The sequence below is a fragment of the Paenibacillus thiaminolyticus genome, assembly GCF_007066085.1.
Classification (GTDB): Bacteria; Bacillota; Bacilli; order Paenibacillales; family Paenibacillaceae; genus Paenibacillus_B; species Paenibacillus_B thiaminolyticus.
In genome coordinates, this window is the sequence record NZ_CP041405.1 from 1,226,709 (window position 1) to 1,246,293 (window position 19,585).

Below are 19,585 nucleotides of genomic sequence, written 5' to 3' on the forward strand. Positions count from 1 at the left end.
TCCACGGACAACAAGATTTTAGTAAAAAATCCGGCTTGCTCTGACATCATTAGCGGATTGCCGCACGACACAAAACTCCCTTCTCCGCCAAGCGGAAAAGGGAGTTTTCTCATTTCGTCATGCGTTCTCTTTTTGTGACACCGGGATCGGGAGTTGAATGGTGAACGTTGTCCCCTCGCCCTGAATGCTATGAACCTGAATAGAGCCCTTGTGGGCCTCCACAATATTTTTGACGATAGCCAGACCCAATCCGGTTCCGCCGGTTGCTTCCCGCTTGCGGGCCTTATCCGCCTTGTAGAAGCGGTCGAAAATATAGGGGAGATCCTCAGACGGTATGCCCTGGCCGTGGTCCCGAACGACGATGCTGAGCATCTCGCCGCCGTCGGCCGCAATACCGCGGCTTGTAGAGAGGCCGATTTCCTCGCCGGCCGAGGAATGCCGCATCGCATTGTCCAGCAAATTGGTCAGCACCTGCTCCAGCCGATCCTCGTCAGCGGCGGGCAGTACCGGATCATGCGCTTCGAGCTTCAGCACGATCGGAATCTGCTGTTCCTTCGCGAGCACCGTATATTTGCGGTATACGCGGTGAATCAGTTCATTCAGGTCGGTCTCGTTCCAATGCATCTGCATATGGCCCGATTCCATCTTGGCCAGATCAAGCAGATCTTTGACGAGGCGGCCCATGCGCAGCGATTCATCATGAATGACCTGAACCAGTTCCTGCCGTTCCTCCGGGGAGGCTGCGATATCATCCATCAGCGCCTCGCTGTACCCTTGCAGCATGGAGAGCGGGGTGCGAATCTCATGGGACACATTGGCGACGAAGTCCGTCCGCATCTTCTCGAGCTTGACTTCCTCCGTAATATCCCGCAGCACGGCGACCGCCCCGCGTACGCGGCTGTCGGCATGGAGCGGGCCCATCACGACCGACCATACTTCCTTCTGCACATGTACCCGCGCTGTGACTTCCTTTCCTTCCTTGACGACCGTGTGGAAATAAGGCTCCAACGGATCGGGAACCGCCGAAGATTCGGCCCCCTCCTCTTGAATGTTCCACTCCATCTGATTCCAGGTGTTCAGAATCGCTTCGCCCTGCGGATTCGTGAGCAGCATCTGACCGGCCGCGTCGAACGTAATCACCGCGTCGGTCATGCTCCGCAGCACGCTCGCCAAATGCTCCTTCTCATGCTGCAGATCCTGAATCGTCAGCTTCAACTCCTCCGCCATATGGTTGAACGTGCGCGACAACTCGCCAATCTCGTCGGAGGAGCGTATCGTCACCTTCGTGGAATATTCTCCTTGCCGGATCGTGTCCGCGGCCTCCTTCAGCTTGCGGAGCGGCTGCGTAATCTTCGTGAACAGGAACAACGCGAAGAACGTCGTCAGCGAGAATCCGGTAATCGCGGTATAGACGAACAATTGCTTAATGTCATTCGGATGCGCGAAGTTGCTGTCAATGTACGGCAGCAGATATACGCCCAATGTCGCCATGACGAAGGCGACGAGGCCGATGATGGTCATCCATAGCTTTCCGACAATGCTTCGCCAAAATTTCACGTTATTTAGGCACCTCTAACTTGTAACCGACGCCCCATACGGTCGTAATCATGGCCGCCGCCTCCGGCGACACCTTGTTCAGCTTCTCGCGCAGACGCTTCACATGGGTATCTACGGTCCGCAGATCTCCGAAAAATTCGTAGTTCCATACATCCTTCAGCAATTCCTCGCGCGAGAACACTTTGTCCGGAGATATCGCCAAATAGTGAAGCAGCTCATACTCCTTCGGCGTCAGACTCACTTCTTGGCCGCCCGCCGTTACCCGATGGGCATCATGCTCGATAACCAAATGAGGGAATACGATATTGTTGCTCGTCTTCGGATCGTTGGTCAAGAACGCCGTCGCCGACGAACGGCGAAGCACCGCTTTGACCCGGTAAATCACTTCGCGCGGGCTGAACGGCTTGACGACATAGTCATCCGCCCCCACCTCGAACCCTTGCACCCGGTTCATTTCTTCGCCCTTCGCGGTAAGCATAATGATTGGGGTCGCCTTGACCTGCCGCAGCCGCGTGCATACTTCGATGCCGTCTATTCCCGGCAGCATCACGTCGAGCAGGATCAAATCATAATCTTCGCTTACCGCTTTGCGGAGCGCCATTTCTCCATCTTCCGCCTCATCAATGGTGTACCCCTCTTTCTCCAGATACATTTTGAGCAAGCGGCGAATGCGTTCTTCATCATCAACTACCAGTATGCGATTCACTTGTTCAGACATATACGACTCCCCTTCCAATGGTTATACGCGTAACTGGACAGAACAACAGTCCTGTCCAGTCGCATGCGCAGCTGCCCGGATTATACTCCGGCATAGGAATGCAGCCCGGAGATAATAAGATTGACTCCGACCAAAGTAAACATAACGATCAAAAAGCCAATGACGGCAAGCCAGGACGATTTCGTCCCGATCCAGCTGCGAGACAGGCGCAGATGCAGGTAGGCGCTGTAAAAAAGCCACGTAATGAGCGCCCAGACCTCCTTCGGATCCCAGGCCCAGAATCGGGACCAGGCAATCTGCGCCCAGATCATCGCGAAGATAAGCCCGCCCAGCGTAAATACCGGGAAGCCCAGCGCGATGGAGCGGTAGCTGATCTCATCGGCCAGCTCCGGATCGACGCCGCGGACAAGCGGCTGAATCGACTTCGCTATCGGCTTGCGAATAAGCAAACGAATGAGGCCGTAAAGCGCGAGTCCTGCCAATAGCGACCAGATGACGGTGTTCAACTTCCGCCCCGCCTGCACCCCCTTCATCCAGCTTGGCGCTTCCATGAGCGGAAGCGAAATGCCGATAAAGCTCGGCACCTTCTTCAAGGAAGCCGAATCGCTGTTGTACGGAGCGACCAGCGGCGGCATTTGATATGTCACCTTTTCCAGTCTCGTCTCAATTTGACGGTTCTTGACGCTCTCCACCTTCTGGTCAATGATGACCTCGTATCCGGCCCCGCGGAAAATAAACACGATCGAGATGAACCCGACGACGATGACAATGCTGGCCATCGTGAACTCAAGCCAGCGTTGCGGCCGGCGCGGCGCCCCGGCATTCCAGCGGACGGACCGCAGCAGGTGCAGCAGCCCGGCCAGGAAGCCTACCGCGAAGAACGCGTAGCCAAGCGCGACCATTGTTACATGGATATAAAGCCAGATCGAATCTAGCTGCGGGATAAGCGGCTGGACTTCACTTGGAAAGACAGAGGCATAACCCATAATGATGACAGCCAGCGGCACCCCGAATACGCCGAGCACCGTTGAACGGTATATCAGATACACCACGACGAAAGCGGCAATAATCATCATCGCCAAAAAGGACATAAATTCGTACATATTGCTGACCGGAATATGCCCTGCTCCAATCCAGCGCGTGAAGAAGTAGGCGGCCTGCGCCAAGAAGCCGATAATCGTCACGGCGAACGCAATCTTTCCCCACTTCCGCTCCCGGCGGCCGGAATGCTGGGATTTGCCGCCTCCCAGGGCGAACACGAACAGAATGAACGCGATGCAGAACAAGAAAAATGCGACCAAATAGGCATCCTGACTAAATTGTAGCAGATTCAAGCCTTATTCCCCCCACGATCTATCATTTTGGAATCCACCTGCACATCGGCGGCCGCCAATGCTCGTGCCACTTCATTGCGCAAGCCGAACCAATTTTTGTTCGTATGCGCTCCCAATGCCAGATTCTGTCCATCCAGCCGCAGCCACACGCGGCGGTGCTGCCAGTAGAAGCCCATAATCAGACCGATCATGCTGATGGCGGCTCCGACCCAGATGAACGGCATCGCCGTATCCTTGCGAACCGTCAGATAGCTTATGGATTCGGACATCGTCACATCATTCATCGACGGCACGCGCAGCTCGAACCGCTCCGCCATCTTGCCGTTGATGACATCCTGTTGGAAGCGGACCTTGTCTTTTTGCAGCGGGAAATAGAGATAAGGCTCCCCTTCATCCGGTATGCCAGGTCCCTTAATTAGGAAAATAAATGCGGGAGCATTCGGCTCTTGCGACATATTCGCCGGCTCGCCTTTGCTGTTCAAGCCAAAGTCCATAAATTTGCTCGTTAATTCCAGGGTATAAGGCCCTACCTTATACTCGCGTTCCGTCCGGTTCACTTTCAGCTCGAATTGCCCGTATACTTCTTCGGTAGCCGGATTCCGCAGTTCAGGCTTGACCGCCACGAGCTTCGGCGTCAGATCGAAATCGAATTGATACGCCGAGATGCCGTCGTATTCCAACGGATCGTTGACCCGGATATCATACTGGTGAACCTTCTCCAGCACCGGCTCCGCCACCGGATCGTCGCACTTGTCGACACAGCGGAACAAGGTCGCCTTCGTCTCGAACAGCTTCGCGAACACACGGCCTTCCTTGACGAATTGCTCCGGCATCTCCTCTTCCGAATAATACTCGACCGTGAAATGATCATTTTGCAAATAATACGGCGTATTCGGAATCTCCCGCGGCTCTCCCTGCGGAAAGCCGGCATAATACTCCATATGCCATCCCGGAATACTTCTTGCCAGCACCGCCAGCAGGAAGATGATTAGCCCGATATGATTAATATATGGCCCCCAACGGCTAAAGCGGTTTTTCTCCGCGAGCAGCGCCCCGTCGTCGCGGACGATGCGGTAGCCGCGCTTCTTGAGGGCGTTCGACATTGTGTCCAGCCACGCCTCCGGCTCCTCCTTGATGTCGCCCTGATAGGCGACGCGCTGCCGCGTTATGAATTGCTCATGCTTGCGAACCTTTTGCTTATGTAAGGCGCGGTACAGCGGAAGGACCCGGTCCAGACTGCATATGACGAGTGAAGCCCCGATCATGACGAGCAGCGTAATGAACCACCACGATTCATACGTATGGGACAAGCCGAGCAAATAATAGATATGCCCGAGCGTGCCATAGGTTTGCTTGTAGTAGGTCGCAGCGTCGATCGAGATGAAATTGCTTTCCTGCGGATAAATCGTTCCGAGAGAAGCACCGATCAGCGTTATGATAATAATGATGATCGCGAATTTGACCGAGGAGAAGAAGTTCCATATCCGGTCAATCCATGAAGGATTCGCCTTTTGCGATTTGCGGGCGACGCCGTCATATCTCATTTCGAGCACCGCATCGGCCCCGGGCTCCTCGTTCTGCGGTTTGCCGCAGGCTTCGCACAGCACCGTTCCTACGGCGTTCTGATGCCCGCATTCACATTTCGTGTTGACAAACGCCACGTCATTGCCCTCCTTCCATATCCCGGTTATGTACCTGTAATCTGCTGAAGATAAGCATTCAGCTGATCAGGGGATAATTCTCCGATATGGATGGCGTGGACTTTGCCGTTCGGCTTAATGAAGAACGTGGTCGGCATCGGCCCGATACCGAACGCCTTGATTGACTTCCTCTTCTGATCCAGCAGCATCGTGAAATCCACGTTCACTTTTCTCATATAATTCTCGACGACCAGAGGATCTTCCCCCGCATTGACGCCTACAACCTCGACCCCGCGTTCCTTCCAGTTATCTGCCGTGCTCTGCAAGGCGGGCATTTCCCGTTCGCAAGGCTCACACCACGATCCCCAGAAATTCAGGACCACCGTCTTGTCCCGGTAATCGCTTAACTGAACCAGATCGCCCTGCACCGTCTGCAGTGTCAGGTTCGGTATCGCATCCCCGGCTTTCGGCGTCTCCGACTTCTTGAAGGCGGAACTGACAGCGAAGCCGCCGAGCAGAAGGATGCCCGCTAAAATAATGATTTGGACTGTCTTATTGCGTTTCCCCATCATCTACGCCCCTTCCAGAGGTTGTTCAAAAATCCGCTTTCACCGGATTCTGTGAACACTCATTTCTATGACATTTTTCACAATCAGGCAGAAGAGTTGCTACAATTTCCGCACACCATCCACGATCATTATAATTCATTGGTGGAGCGCCCCCTCTTCCTTAATATGAAAATTATGTGTCATAGCAAAGGGAAACAAACCCCACACCTGCCGGGTTCGTTCCAACCGATTCAAGAATCGGTTCAGGCATCTGTGCGGTTCGCTTTAATCGCCATCTTCAATTCGTTGACCTCGGATTTGGTCAAGTGCCGGAATTTTCCCCGTGGAATTCCTTGCAGGAAGATGTTGCCGAATTGAACCCGCTTCAGCTTCACGACGGGATGCCCGATCGCTTCGAACATCCGGCGTACCTGACGGTTGCGCCCTTCATAGATCGTAATGCTGATCGTGGCCGACTTGCGTTCCATATCGACATCATGATATTCCACCTCGGCCGGCTGCGTCATGCCGTCCTCGAGCTGAACGCCCTCTCTCAGCTTCTCCAGCAGATCGCCATGCGGAATGCCCTTGACGGTCGCATGATACGTCTTCGCCACATGATGGCGCGGATGCATGAGCATATTCGCCAGATCGCCGTCATTGGTCAGAAGCAGCAGCCCTTCCGTATCGTAATCGAGCCGGCCTACCGGATAGACCCGCCCTCCGATGCCCTTGACGAAATCAAGCACCGTTTTGCGCCCTTCCGGGTCCGACATGCTCGTAATGACCCCTTTCGGCTTGTGGAAGGCGGCATATACTTTGTTGGCATTCGCGGTAATCGGCTTGCCGTTCATGGTAATGATGTCTGTCGCAGGATCCGCCTTGACCCCTAACGCGGTCACGACCTCTCCGTTAACCTCTACCTTCCCGTCCAGTATCAATTGTTCACATTTGCGGCGCGACGCAACCCCTGCGTTTGCCATAATTTTTTGCAATCGTTCTTCCATCGATGTCTGTCACCTCAAACCTATGATATCCTTTTGTGAACAAGACCACAAGCCGGAGGTTCAAAATATTGTCGAAATCCATATATTGTCGAAATCCATGACAAAGAGGCGGTCCCAAAAGTAGTATTTTACTACATTGAGACAGCCCCCTGATTCTCAAAGCTCGACTTGCCGAAAAACTGCAGAAATACACCTTTCCTTTATGAAGTGTACTCCGTTACAGGGAATCCTGCAAAACTCAGGCTGTTGGAAAACCCCTGTTTTTTACGAAGGGGTGGAGCACAATCAAAACTTGGCACTCAGAGCGTTTTAAATCGATTTTTTCTACTGAGAGGCGAGATCCGCCCTATAAAAAATGAGGTAGCAAAAAATTCCCATGGACTTCTCAACGGCCTGATTTTACGGGATCCAAGAGATCGCGTCGGATCCTGGAGGCATCGTTGCCTTGAGGAGGCAACTTCGCATTCAGGTGGCATCGTTGCCTCCTGGGGCTTGAACGTGTGGAGGGAATTACTGCTATTTTACAGGAATTTCGGCTCAATGAGGTCAAGTCCAAATTTATGTGTAAAATCCTCGATGAGATTGCCAGAGCAAAAAGATGCCTAAGCTGCAGGCCTGTTGAGCTTCTTCCGCCACTCATGGTACTCTTTCATCTCGATATACTTTTTCCCGGCGGACCACTTTTCGTCCTGCTCCATTAACAAGGCTCCAAAAAGACGAAGGACAGAGGCTCGGTTGGGAAAAATGCGAATGACGCGTTCTCGACGCCGCAACTCGCCATTTAGACGTTCTACAGCATTTGTGGTGCGCGTACGTATCCGACAGGCAGCCGGAAGTGCCAAGATCGCTGTCGCATCGTCAAAACCCTCTTCCAAGACCCTCATGGCCTTTGGAGCTTTGTCTTCAAATGCTTCTTGTGTCCGCTTCAGCAGTGTACGGGCACTGGTCTCGTCCGCGGCTTCGTAGATGGCCCTCACATGGGCCTTCAATTCATCACGGCATGCTTTAGGAGCAGCGTCCAGAATATTACGCATAAAGTGGGTTTGACACCGTTGCCAGGTTACGCCTTGGAAATGTTGCCGAATCGCACTTACCAAACCACCGTGATGGTCGCTGGTAATGACATCAACACCGTGCAACCCGCGACTTTTGAGGTGCGTAAAGAAAGCTCCCCACGTTGCAGCTGACTCGGTATCATCTACGGTAAGTCCAAGCACTTCCCGGTAGCCCTCCGCATTAATCCCTGTTGCAATCATTACGCCACGTGAGCGCACACGACCGTCTTCCCGGACTTTGACGTACAGGGCGTCGACAATAAGAAAGGGATAGGCCTTGTCCAGTTTTCGGTTATTCCACTCCTCTACGAGGGATCCAGTTGTTTGCATAGCTCACTAACGGTCGATTTAGAGAACTCCGTCCCGCACAGTTCTTCGGTAATATTGCTTACTTTTCGCGTTGACACCCCATTGAGCACCATCTCCATCATGGCTAAGACAAGGGCTTGCTCACTGCGTTGGTACCGAGAAAAAAGTTCCGTAGAGAACTGACCGTTGCGGAAACGCGGTACTTGCAGGGTTAATTGGCCCACCCGTGTTGTCAGCCGATGAGGGTATGATCCATTACGGTAACCTGCACGTTCTTCTGAGCGCTCATAGTGCCCCGCCTTCAGCTGTTCCGTTGCTTGTGCCTGCAACACTTGATTCAAGATGGACTCTAATAGGGCCGCAATCCCGGCATCTCTTGATTCGGATAAAAACAGTTGATGCAAAAGTTGTGAATCTAGGGTAATCTGGTATTGAGTCATAGCTAGATCCTCCTTCGGAATGTTGTCTCGACAACCTCATTCTATACGAGGATCCTTGCTATGGCTCTTCTTTTTTGCCATTTGCTTTTTACACAATTATATGGACTTAGCTCTCAATGAGTCCACATCCCGAGGAATTGCTGCAAATCTACATCATTTTAGCCCCTTTTGCTTCAAGTCGAAGCGAAACAGGTGAAATTCCTGCAGTTTTGCAGGATTCCTTTTTCTGGTAAAGACATCCATATCGAATTGCTGTATTTGTGCAGGATTTCGCTTACCGAATAGGCGTGTCTGGAGAAATCATGCCGTTTTCTGGATTTCGCACCATAGCGTTTTAAATCGATTTTTTCTACTGAGAGACGAGATCCACCACATAAAAAATGAAGTGCCGAAAATTCCCCTGGGCTTTCTCAACGGCCTGACTTTTGCGGGAATTTCATCAAATAGCGTCCGCCATCTCACCCGAAGACGAGCAGACAGACGATAATGGCGGCCACAAATCCGACCAAATCGGAGAACAGGCCGACCTTGAGCGCATAGCGTCCATTGCGAATGCCGATCGCACCGAAATAGACCATCAGCACATAGAGCGTCGTATCCGTGCTGCCTTGAATAGTGGAGGCCATTCGTCCGATCATAGAATCTGCGCCGTAGGTCTTAATCAGATCGGTGGTAAAAGCGAGCGACCCCGCCCCTGTTATCGGCCGCAGGAAGGCAAGCGGAAGCACCTCGCTCGGAACGCCGAACCAACTGAGCAGAGGAGCGAACCAGCCGACGATCCACTCCATCGCCCCGGAGGCACGGAACACGCTGATGGCAACCATCATCCCCACGAGCGTAGGGATGATGTTGATTGAGGTCTGAAAGCCGTCCTTCGCCCCTTCCACGAACGATTCATAGACGGGGATGCGCTTGAAATACGCGTATAAAGGGATGAAGACGATAATGGCCGGGATGGCCCATGCAGAAATAAGCGACACTACAGCATACATGAGCAGCCGTCCTTTCCGAACGAGTAATGAATTCCCTCTTCAGCCAATGGCGCTTGCCCGCATGACCGGGCCTGCCCGGTCTTAATCAGGCATCGGCGGCACGCCAAGCCCTGTCCGGCCGGTTCCGGCCGTCGCGCTCGGCGGACGGGCCGAAGCCCGGTTACGGTACCATCGATCGGCCGCAATCGCGGCGAGCGTCGCTACCATCGTAGCCAGCAGCGTCGTGCCGACGATCTCGGCCGGATTGGCCGAGCCGAAATTCATCCGAATCGCGATCAGTGTCGTCGGAATCAGCGTAATGCTGGACGTATTGATCGCCAGCAGGGTGCACATCGCCGGCGTTGCCGTGTCCTTGTCCGGATTCAGCTTCTGCAGCTCTTGCATCGCCCGTATCCCCATCGGCGTCGCCGCGTTCCCCAAGCCGAGCAGATTCGCGCTCATGTTGGACATGATGTACCCGAGCGCCGGATGATTGGGCGGTACGTCCGGGAACAAAAAGCGGACGACCGGGCCTAACGCCTTCGCGACTTTAGCCAGCAGGCCGCCGTCTTCCGCGATGCGCATCATCCCCAGCCAGAACACCATGACGCTAATCAGACCGAAGCTAACCGTAACTCCGGTCTTCGCTCCGTCAAAAACGGCCTCCGTCACCGCGTCAATCCGTCCTTGAGCAGCTGCCGCGATAAATCCGACCAGCAGCATGAACATCCATATTGCATTGACCATCGTTCTCCCCCCTTATAACATCCGGCATCCTCCCCTGACGATTAGCGCGCATGGAATAACGAGCCTACCGCAGTCCGCAGCCCTTGGAACCATCTGGCGGCGGCGGTATCCGGCTTGCCTGTCCCGGCCTCGTCGCCGCCTGCCGCAGCTTCCTCCAGCTGGACGGAAATCAGCGGCTTGCCATCCAGCTCATACCGAAGCGATCCGCGATAGCCTAACCGGTAATCGAGACTTCCCGCCGGTATAAGCCGCACGGACGCCTTCACCCGGTCGCGCTCGTCCGCTCCGAGCGGATAGGCGGCAGAGGCCGAAGCTTGAAGATGCTCATTGCCTTGGATCTTATCGCCCTTGGCGACCAGCGGCACTTTTGGAAAGGCCGAGAACCCGTAATCAAGCAACCGGGAATGATCGAGCCAGTCATTGCCGTCATTCAGCGTCACAACCGCCAACTGCTGGCCGTGCCTCGTTGCCGAGCTGACGAGACAGCGAAGCGCTTTGGACGTATAGCCGGTCTTCACTCCATCGGCTCCCTCGTACAGATACAGCATTTTGTTTTTATTGCTCCATTTATAATCCCAATTGTCATTCGGATTCGGCACGGTCTTCACCTTCGTGCGCACGATCTCCTGAAAGGTCGGATTGTGAAGCGCGTATGCGGAAAGCCGGGCAAGATCGTTGGCCGTCGTGTAGTGCCCGTCGGCATCCAGCCCGTGCGGGTTGCGGAATTGCGTCTTGTCCAAGCCAAGCATTTCGGCCTTCTCGTTCATCATGTACACGAACCCTTCTTCAGACCCGCCGACATGCTCCGCGATCGCGACGGCAGCATCGTTGCCCGAGCGCAGCATCAGCCCGTACAGCAGATGGTGGAGGCTCATTTCCTCGCCTCTGCGCAGGTACAAGGAGGAGCCTTCCTTGGCGAAGGCCCGCTTGCTCGTCTTCACCACATCGCTCAGCTGCCCGGTTTCAATCGCCACGATGGCGGTCATAATTTTCGTCGTGCTTGCCATCGGAAGCAGCGCTTCGCCATTCCGGCTATACAGAATACGTCCGCTGGCGACGTCGATCAACGCCGCGGCCTTGGCATGGATGGCCGGGGGCTTTATCCGTTGGGTAAGGCGTTCGGGCTCGCGTTCGGGTTCAGCCTGCACCACCATGCCGGAAGTATCGGAAAATCCCGCGCTTCCGTTCCTCGCCTCGCTGAACGGGCTAAGGACAAGGAGCACGGAACTAATGAGCAGCAGCTTTTTGGTGAATCCCGCATTGGTGAATCGGATCATAGGGTCCTCCTTTGTGTGATGCCAGTCCAATTGTTACCATGTGTATGCTTGTCTGCTTCCAGGTATGCGGAAGGAGACGAGAAATAACGAAGCAGACGAGATAAAATGCGACAGAAGACGAAGACAGCACGGCAAACAGCGCCAAGCCCGCTCCTCCTTCGCACATCGCCTAGCGGATGGGGAAGACAGACGAACTTGACGCTTCTGCATGTGACACGCATGACGATATCACGCCTCTTCTTCATTCGGCCCGCCGTGCCCGTCGCGCTTGAACATCGCTTCGATCCGGTCAAGCACGTTTGGCGTGACATCGATAATCCGTTCGAGTAAATGGGTCTGATTATCGAGCGATACGACGTTGATGCCTTGCTGGCCTACGACAAGGAACGCAATCGGGGTCAAACACACGCCGCCTCCGCTCCCCCCGCCGAACGGCAGGGCATGAGACGATTTCCGATCGTCATGCCCATTCCCGGATCCGGAACGCTGCTTCTCAACCCGGAAGTCGCTCCCTCCTGCAGCGAAGCCGAAAGCGACTCTGCTTATCGGAAGAATAACGCTGCCGTCCGGGGTCTGAACGGGATCGCCAACGATTGCGTTCACATCGACCATGGCCTTGATATTTTCGAACGCAGCTTGCATCAATCCTTCGACAGGATGTTCTGCCATTGCCTTGAGTCCTCCTCCGGATATATAAGTTCCAAAAGCCGTATATCGGCTTTATCCACACCTATCCCCACATTAGGTACGGCCTGCACATCCATAGCTTGTGCACAAATAAAGCGTAGTATGTATAGGCTAGCCCTGCACTTTCCGTGCAGCGGCGTCCGCCAGTGTCCGCCGCCACATGCCGATCCCGCCTTCGGCACGCACAATGCGGACGGCAAGCCGCGCCAGCGAGCGAACGACATGGCCGAATCGTATTTCGGCAATACAGATGATGCGGGTAGAGAAGTAAGGGCGGTGGAACTGAGGGGTGATTCCCAAAATCGGATCATCCTGAAAGCGAAGCGCATAGCTGAGCCTGCCGACAAGCCATGACTTAATGGACCAGGTCGTGCCCGTGACGATGGCGGTTCCGGTTGGATCGCTAAGCCCGATCTCCGTCTCCCAGATGAACAGGCTGCACTTCACCTTGTCCAATGTCTCCTCAACCCACTCGACGATGCCTCTTGTATGCCGGGCCAGCCGCTTGGCCTGTCTGATGTACCGGGCGACAGTCTCCCGGTTCACCTTCCGGCGTGTTTTATCCTGGTTCGTCCTGACGAAGTTCTCCTTCTTCTTCTGCTTCAGATCGAAGCCTTCCTCCATATTGATGAAGCGGATAGAACGCCATTCGTACCGCCAGCGAATCCAACCGTAGAAGGCCCGGATAATAAGAAATACCCGCTCATGCTTATCCGCTTTGTGAATGACCAGCTTGCATTCGACCGTAGAGAAGAGAATCAGGAAGAGCAGCAGGGCGATGATCGCTGCGATGCCGGCCATAATCCATATCCCCATAGTCTGCCTCCGATCCGAAAGATTTCCTGAACTAACCGTATTATGGCCTTTTATCCAATCAGACATGCAGGAAGTTCCATCGCATCATTGATGATGCGGACGCCGGGCACGGCAAAGCCCGCCGCAGATCGACTGACGTCGTCCGCTGGCGGGCTGTTCATGCCGCTTATTTCAGCGATTATCCATTTCATTCGTTCGGCTGCTCTCGAGGCCTCCTCCAGCTCCTGCCAGCTTGGTTCAGCCCAGCTCCAATTCATTGGTGTCAAGCGATTCCCCTGGCGTCAGCTCCATGCCCTGAATGCCGATAAGCTTCAGTTGAGTGACGAAGGCCGCGCCGTCCTGTTCGATCGGCGGGAACGTATTGTAATGAATCGGGATGACGACCTTCGCCTTGGTCCATTGCGCGGCCAGGAGCGCGTCCTCCGGATCCATCGTGAAGAAGCTGCCGATAGGCAAAAAGGCGATGTCCGGCTTATACCGCTCGCCAATCAGCTTCATGTCGCTGTACAAGGCGGTATCTCCCGCGTGGTACACGGTCAATCCATCCATCTTAAGTACGATTCCCGCCGGGTTGCCCAAATATTGAGCCTGCCCGTTCACTGTGACCGAGGAGCTGTGGAGGGCATTGACCCATTTGATCGAACCGAAGTCGAATGTGCCTCCCCCGCCCAGATTCATGCCGATAGCGCGCGTGCCCTGCTGCTCCATGTAATCGGCCAGCTCCACGATGGCCAAGATGGTGGCGTCATTCCGCTTCGCAATGTCCGCCGCGTCTGCGATATGATCGCCATGGCCATGGGTAAGCAGCACATAATCCGCCTGAATCTGATCCGGTGTGGCCTTCGCGGACGGATTGCCCGTCAAAAATGGATCGATGATCAGCCGATGCTTCCCAGTATCGATTTCGACGCAGGCATGCCCATGAAACTGAATTCGCATTTTAACGTTCTCCTCCTTCTTCGTTCACATCTTCAATCGTCAGCTGCCGTCCTTCTAATTTCTGGAACAACAGCTGCGTCTCCTCCTCCAATCCTTCATTTTGTTCGAAGGCCGAAGCTTCCGGCAGTTCGGACAAGCTTGCCAGCCCGAAATAGTCGAGAAAGGCGCGCGTCGTGCCATACAGTATCGGCCTTCCGATCGCTTCGGCCCGGCCCGTTTCTTCGATCAGATCTTTGTTCACGAGCGTCTGAATGGCCCGATCGGACTTGACGCCGCGAACCTCCTCAATCTCCACGCGAGTGATCGGCTGGCGGTAAGCCACGATCGCCAGCGTCTCGAGCGCCGCCTGGGACAGAGACGAGCGGGAAGGCGAATAGGCCATTCGTTCGAAATAAGGCGCATGATCCGGCAACGTCGTCAGTTGATACATGCCGGCAATGGCCACGATCTGGATCCCGCGCTTCGAACGCTCCATGTCCGCCTGCAAATCATGCAGCGCCTCCATGACGATTTCCTGCCGCTGTTTCGTAATTTCTGCGATTTGCTTACTATTTAAACCTTCATCTCCCGCCATAAACAGGAGCCCTTCAATAATCGACTTCAACGTCTGAAAGTCCATCGTCTTCCACATCCCCTTGCCACTGAATCACAATTTCATCGAATACCCGATCTTGAAAACAACGAATCTGCTTCAACTTCATTAATTCCAGCACCGCCAGGAACGTCACGACCACCTCGTGGCGGGACAACTGCTCGCTCAGCAGCTTGGAGAACAGCAGCTTGCCTCCCCTTCCCACCGGCCGCAGAACGGTGACGATATCGCGTATCCGATCCTTCACGGAAATCTCGTCGCGGTGAATCGTGGCGACCATCGTGCGCCGGGATGCTTTGCGCAGCGCCTTCTGGAAGGCCTCAATCAAATCCGACACATGGAGCCCTTCCACCGGATTCGACGGCTTCGACGGCATGAACGGAGTCAGATCCTCCGGTTCCTTCGTGAACAGCAGGCTTCGCTCCGATTCCTTTTCCCGCAAATGCTCGGCGATTCCTTTGTACTTCCGGTATTCCACCAGCTTGCGGATCAGCTCCGCTCGCGGGTCCAGTTCCTCTTCTTCGTAGTCCATCATGTCGTCATCCCATTCCATGACGGGCGGCTTTGGTAAGAGCTGTTGGGACTTCATCGCTAAGAGGGTCGCTGCCATAACGAGAAACTCGCTCGTAATATCCAATTCCAATTCCTTCATGCTATGTAAATAATTCATATATTGATCGGTAATCTCGCTGATCGAGATATCCTGAATAGCAATCTCCGCCTGATCGATAAGGTGAAGCAGCAGATCAAGCGGCCCTTCGAACAGCTCCAGCTTGTAAGTGACGGACACGAACGTTCCTCCCGTAAAAACAAATGTAGCGCCCTATTATAAAGGCATGTACCTCTATAAAGGGCACTACATTAAATAAGCACTATTTCAACTGATTCGTCAAGTTTGCCATTTCAATTGCCGTTGCGGCCGCTTCCCAGCCCTTGTTGCCGGCCTTCGTGCCTGCGCGCTCGATCGCCTGCTCGATCGAATCCGTCGTCAGCACGCCGAACACGGTTGGCACGCCTGTTTTCATATTGACTTGGGCGACCCCTTTGGCTGTCTCGCTGCACACATAGTCAAAATGCGGCGTAGATCCGCGAATGACGGCGCCCAACGTGATCACCGCGTCATATTTGCCGCTTTCCGCCATTTTCTGGGCGATGAGCGGAATCTCGAACGCGCCGGGAACCCAGGCGACAGAGATCTCCTCATCCTTCACGCCGTGGCGCTTCAGCGCGTCCAGCGCGCCCGACAGCAGCTTGGAGACGATGAATTCATTGAAGCGTCCGGCGACGATGCCATATTTTAACCCTTCCGATACTAAATGACCTTCAAATACATGTGGCATAGGTAAAACCTCCCGATGGAATATAGTTTGCTGTGACTAGCTTGCGATTCAGGATTCGATTTGTTCATTCTGCTCGATATCATCGAATACGAGCATATGTCCGAGCTTCGCTGCCTTCGTATGCAGATAACGCGTATTGTCTTCGTTTTCCTGCATCTGAATCGGCACCCGCTCGACAATTTCAAGGCCGTAGCCTTCGAGCCCTTTGATTTTGCGGGGATTGTTCGTCATGAGCCGGATGTGGCGGACACCGAGATCCTTCAAAATCTGCGCGCCGATGCCGTAATCCCGCAGATCCGCCGGGAACCCGAGCTTCAAGTTCGCGTCGACCGTATCCAGGCCTTGTTCCTGAAGCTTGTACGCTTTCAGCTTATTAATGAGGCCGATCCCCCGGCCTTCCTGCCGCATATAGAGGAGAACGCCGTTCCCTTCCCGCTCGATCGCGCGCAATGCGGCCGCGAATTGAGGCCCGCAGTCGCAGCGGTGCGAATGGAACACATCCCCGGTCAGACATTCGGAATGGACGCGGACCAGCACCGGCTTCGTGCCATCGACCTCGCCCTTGACCAAGGCGACATGCTCCTTGTTGTCGACCTCGTTCGTGTAAGCGATCGCCCGGAACACGCCGAAGTCGGTAGGCATGTTGACTTCGACTTCGCGCCGGACCAGATTCTCTTTCTCATTGCGATAATGAATCAGATCTTTGATGCAAATGAGCTTCAAGCCGTGCTTCTGCTTGATCTCTATCAGATCTGGCAGCCGCGCCATCGTCCCGTCTTCCTTAATCACCTCGCAGATGACCCCCGCCGGCGGCGCTCCGCACAGGCGGGCCAGGTCGACGGCCGCTTCGGTATGGCCTGCGCGGCGCAGCACGCCGCCCCGCTTCGCGATAAGCGGGAAGATGTGGCCCGGACGGCGGAAGTCTGCGGCTTGCGCCTGCGGATCGAGCATCTTCTGAATCGTCAGCGAGCGCTCATAAGCCGAGATGCCTGTCGATGTCTCGACATGGTCGATCGACACCGTGAACGCCGTCCCGTGATTATCGGTGTTATGCGTAACCATCGGCGGCAGATCCAGCTCTTCTGCCCGCTCGGGCGTTATCGGCACGCAGACGAGCCCTCGGCCCTCGGTTATCATGAAGTTGATCGCATCCGGCGTCGCCTTGTCGGCCAGCGTCAGGAAGTCGCCTTCGTTCTCACGATCCTCGTCATCGACGACGATGATCACTTTGCCTTCCATTAAGTCTCGGATCGCGTCCTCTATCGTATCGAACTGAAATTGTTCACTCATCGCTCTTCCCCCTTTGCATGTTGTCACATAAAGCCGTGCTCCGCCAAAAAGGCGCTGCTGATGCGGGAGCTTCCGCTCGCGGCGGAGCGGCTGCCGAAGGCCAGCAAATGATCGACATATTTGGCCAACACGTCGCATTCGATATTGACCGTGTCTCCCGGCTGCTTGCCGTGCAGCGCCGTCTCGGCAAGTGTATGCGGAATGATCGAGACGGCGAACACGCCCTCCTCCGCCCGGGTAAGGGTGAGGCTAATCCCGTCCACGGTAACCGATCCCCGCGGGATCATATACTTCGCCATGCCCGGAGCCTCGGGGAGGAATTCGAACACCACCGCATTCGCCTGCGCCGTCCGGCGCATAATGCGCGCCAGCCCATCGACATGGCCCTGTACGATATGTCCGCCGAAGCGGCCATCCGCCGCCATGGCCCGTTCCAGATTGACCGGGGCGCCCGGCTGCAAATCCTTCAAGTTCGTATGCCGGAACGTCTCCGGCATAACATCCGCCATGAATGAGCCGGAGTCATAGGAGACCGCAGTCAGGCATACTCCGTTCACGGCGATACTGTCGCCGATCTTCATCCCTTCCAGCACTTTCCCTGCACGGATATGGAGTACCATCGCTTCCCCGCGCTTCGTAACGGCCTGGAGCCGGCCGACTTCTTCAACGAGTCCCGTGAACATCGTCGCTTCCTCCCTTCACATCCCGCGTTGCAGCAATCCGTTCAAATACGGTGCCGAACGGATATCCGCTAATACAAACATTATCTCCTAGCGTGTCTACCCGCGTATGCCGGAGCCGGTAAGCGTCGTTCATCCGGCTTACGCCATCGAAGGCGAAGTTGGCCGGCGACGCCTGGCCGCCGACAATCGTCGGCGCATAGAACAGCACGACCCGATCTACCCAGCGGCCCTCCAACATCGCGCCGTTCAGGCGGCCGCCGCCTTCCAGCAGGATGGAGCCGATCTCCTGGCTTCCGCACCATTCCATCATGTGGCGCAGATCGACCTGCGGCCCGTCGCCAGCGGCGACAACCTGCACGCCGCGCGCCTCCAGCGCTTCCCGCTTCCCGGCGTCAGCCCGGGAAGTCGTGAACACGATCGTCGGCGCGGTGCGGTCGGCGACGGCTTTCGCTTCCAGCGGAAGCCGCAGCTGGGAATCGACGATAAGCCGCGTCGGATGAAGACCTGGCACGGCAAGCCGCGTCGTCAGCGACGGATTGTCGGCTAGCACCGTGCCGATTCCGGCCATAATCGCATGATGGCGGTGGCGCATCGCGTGCACCTGTTCCCGGGCCTGCTCGTTGGAGATCCACCGGCTGTCGCCCGTATGCGTGGCGATGCGGCCATCCAGCGTGCTCGCCGTCTTGAGCGTGACGTATGGCAGGCCGGTCGTGATGTACTTGGCGAACATCTCGATGAGCGCCTCGGCCGCGGGCTGGAGCACGCCCGCCACCACTTCGACGCCATGCTCGCGCAGCAGCGTGGCTCCCCGGCCGCTGACCGCCGGGTTCGGATCGAGGCAGCCGATGACGATGCGCTTGATGCCGGCTTCCAGCAGGCGAAGGCTGCAGGGAGGCGTCTTGCCGTAGTGGCTGCATGGCTCGAGCGTGACATAGGCGGTAGCATCGCGTGCAGCTTCGCCGGCCATTTGCAGCGCATGCACCTCCGCATGGCCCTCGCCGCGCTGCAGGTGGGCGCCTAGGCCGACGACCCGGCCTTCGCGGACGATGACGCAGCCGACGGCCGGATTGATGCCGGTCTGTCCTATGGCCCGGTCCGCCATATCCAGCGCTAGCTGCATGTAGAACTCATCATTTATTACCGGATGCACCAGAATGTCCCTCCTTGTTTTTACAGCTTGCCCCATAGCAGCAAAAAACCCTTCGGAATCCTCCGAAGGGCTTGGTTGGTGAGCTTACAGGTATGTACTCTTTTTCATCATAGGCACAGTCAAATAAACAGTCCACATCGTTCGCAAATAAAAGAGGCAACCGCCTTCCCGCGTACGACAAACAAACCGGCTGAATATCGGCAACTGAAAAAACTATGTGAAAAAAAGAACTAAAAAGAGTTAAAAAGAAAACTCTTCTCCTGACGCCCTTCTCCCATCCAGACTATACTGTCGGCTCTGGAGTTGCACCAGATCCACCGTTCGAACGAAGTTCGTCCGGGTCACGGACTAAGGAAGACGATAGCCGTTAACTGCGCTACCTTTCCATCACCGCCGGTCGGGAATTGCACCCTGCCCTGAAGGTTCAGCAGATATGATATTGAGTAATCAACAATCGATTACGTAACGGATCTTATCACTTCAAG

Annotated in this window: 19 protein-coding genes, 1 pseudogene and 1 riboswitch; all 20 genes and pseudogenes read right to left on the bottom strand. The window is 55.3% G+C overall.

Translation table 11 applies throughout. The features are described from left to right. Window positions 1–117: 117 nt before the first annotated feature. A complete protein-coding gene (locus FLT43_RS05545) occupies window positions 118–1,557 on the bottom strand; it encodes a sensor histidine kinase (RefSeq protein ID WP_087441967.1) in 1,440 nt (479 codons plus the stop codon). Between the two features lies 1 nt (window position 1,558). Beyond that, window positions 1,559–2,275, bottom strand: coding sequence for a response regulator transcription factor (locus FLT43_RS05550; RefSeq protein WP_087441968.1), 717 nt, complete (start codon window positions 2,273–2,275; stop codon window positions 1,559–1,561). A gap of 80 nt (window positions 2,276–2,355) precedes the next feature. After that, window positions 2,356–3,609 carry a cytochrome c biogenesis protein CcsA gene (ccsA, locus tag FLT43_RS05555; protein ID WP_087441969.1) on the bottom strand — a complete coding sequence of 418 codons (1,254 nt, stop codon included), beginning with the start codon at window positions 3,607–3,609 and terminating at the stop codon, window positions 2,356–2,358. Then, on the bottom strand, window positions 3,606–5,270 hold the full coding sequence (gene resB, locus FLT43_RS05560) for a cytochrome c biogenesis protein ResB (RefSeq protein WP_087441970.1): 1,665 nt from the start codon (window positions 5,268–5,270) through the stop codon (window positions 3,606–3,608). The genes ccsA and resB overlap by 4 nt, the downstream gene beginning before the upstream one ends. A 26-nt stretch (window positions 5,271–5,296) precedes the next feature. Continuing rightward, window positions 5,297–5,821, bottom strand: coding sequence for a redoxin domain-containing protein (locus tag FLT43_RS05565; RefSeq protein ID WP_087441971.1), 525 nt, complete (start codon window positions 5,819–5,821; stop codon window positions 5,297–5,299). A 239-nt stretch (window positions 5,822–6,060) separates the two neighbouring features. Then, entirely contained in the window at window positions 6,061–6,804 is a 744-nt protein-coding gene (locus FLT43_RS05570) for a pseudouridine synthase (RefSeq protein ID WP_087441972.1), read from the bottom strand. Between the two features lie 602 nt (window positions 6,805–7,406). Then, window positions 7,407–8,608: pseudogene (locus FLT43_RS05575) on the bottom strand (IS256 family transposase). Between the two features lie 458 nt (window positions 8,609–9,066). Continuing rightward, window positions 9,067–9,600: a spore maturation protein gene (locus FLT43_RS05580; protein ID WP_087442641.1), complete on the bottom strand. Its 534-nt coding sequence runs from the start codon at window positions 9,598–9,600 to the stop codon at window positions 9,067–9,069. A gap of 81 nt (window positions 9,601–9,681) precedes the next feature. Then, window positions 9,682–10,326, bottom strand: a complete 645-nt coding sequence (locus tag FLT43_RS05585) for a nucleoside recognition domain-containing protein (protein ID WP_087442640.1) — start codon at window positions 10,324–10,326, stop codon at window positions 9,682–9,684. Between the two features lie 41 nt (window positions 10,327–10,367). Then, window positions 10,368–11,603: a D-alanyl-D-alanine carboxypeptidase family protein gene (locus tag FLT43_RS05590; protein ID WP_087442639.1), complete on the bottom strand. Its 1,236-nt coding sequence runs from the start codon at window positions 11,601–11,603 to the stop codon at window positions 10,368–10,370. Window positions 11,604–11,831: 228 nt separating this feature from the next. Next, entirely contained in the window at window positions 11,832–12,272 is a 441-nt protein-coding gene (gene ytfJ / locus FLT43_RS05595) for a GerW family sporulation protein (RefSeq protein ID WP_087442638.1), read from the bottom strand. Window positions 12,273–12,401: 129 nt separating this feature from the next. After that, complete coding sequence (locus FLT43_RS05600; RefSeq protein ID WP_087442637.1) at window positions 12,402–13,106, bottom strand: DUF2953 domain-containing protein; 705 nt, start codon at window positions 13,104–13,106, stop codon at window positions 12,402–12,404. A 50-nt stretch (window positions 13,107–13,156) separates the two neighbouring features. Beyond that, window positions 13,157–13,363, bottom strand: a complete 207-nt coding sequence (locus tag FLT43_RS05605) for a hypothetical protein (protein ID WP_087442636.1) — start codon at window positions 13,361–13,363, stop codon at window positions 13,157–13,159. After that, entirely contained in the window at window positions 13,344–14,045 is a 702-nt protein-coding gene (locus FLT43_RS05610) for a metal-dependent hydrolase (RefSeq protein WP_087442635.1), read from the bottom strand. Before FLT43_RS05610 ends, FLT43_RS05605 begins: the two co-directional genes overlap by 20 nt. Window position 14,046: 1 nt before the next feature. Next, window positions 14,047–14,664, bottom strand: coding sequence for an SMC-Scp complex subunit ScpB (gene scpB / locus FLT43_RS05615; RefSeq protein WP_087442634.1), 618 nt, complete (start codon window positions 14,662–14,664; stop codon window positions 14,047–14,049). Next, a complete protein-coding gene (locus tag FLT43_RS05620) occupies window positions 14,633–15,427 on the bottom strand; it encodes a segregation and condensation protein A (protein WP_087442633.1) in 795 nt (264 codons plus the stop codon). Before FLT43_RS05620 ends, scpB begins: the two co-directional genes overlap by 32 nt. 82 nt (window positions 15,428–15,509) lie before the next feature. Continuing rightward, window positions 15,510–15,977: a 6,7-dimethyl-8-ribityllumazine synthase gene (ribH, locus tag FLT43_RS05625; protein ID WP_006676815.1), complete on the bottom strand. Its 468-nt coding sequence runs from the start codon at window positions 15,975–15,977 to the stop codon at window positions 15,510–15,512. A 48-nt stretch (window positions 15,978–16,025) separates the two neighbouring features. Further along, window positions 16,026–17,267 carry a bifunctional 3,4-dihydroxy-2-butanone-4-phosphate synthase/GTP cyclohydrolase II gene (locus FLT43_RS05630; RefSeq protein WP_087442632.1) on the bottom strand — a complete coding sequence of 414 codons (1,242 nt, stop codon included), beginning with the start codon at window positions 17,265–17,267 and terminating at the stop codon, window positions 16,026–16,028. A gap of 23 nt (window positions 17,268–17,290) precedes the next feature. Continuing rightward, complete coding sequence (locus tag FLT43_RS05635) at window positions 17,291–17,950, bottom strand: riboflavin synthase (protein WP_087442631.1); 660 nt, start codon at window positions 17,948–17,950, stop codon at window positions 17,291–17,293. After that, window positions 17,931–19,100 (bottom strand): bifunctional diaminohydroxyphosphoribosylaminopyrimidine deaminase/5-amino-6-(5-phosphoribosylamino)uracil reductase RibD, encoded by a 1,170-nt coding sequence (ribD, locus tag FLT43_RS05640; protein ID WP_087442630.1) that lies wholly within the window; start codon window positions 19,098–19,100, stop codon window positions 17,931–17,933. Before ribD ends, FLT43_RS05635 begins: the two co-directional genes overlap by 20 nt. Before the next feature lie 262 nt (window positions 19,101–19,362). Further along, window positions 19,363–19,528: riboswitch (FMN riboswitch) on the bottom strand. Between the last annotated feature and the right edge of the window lie 57 nt (window positions 19,529–19,585).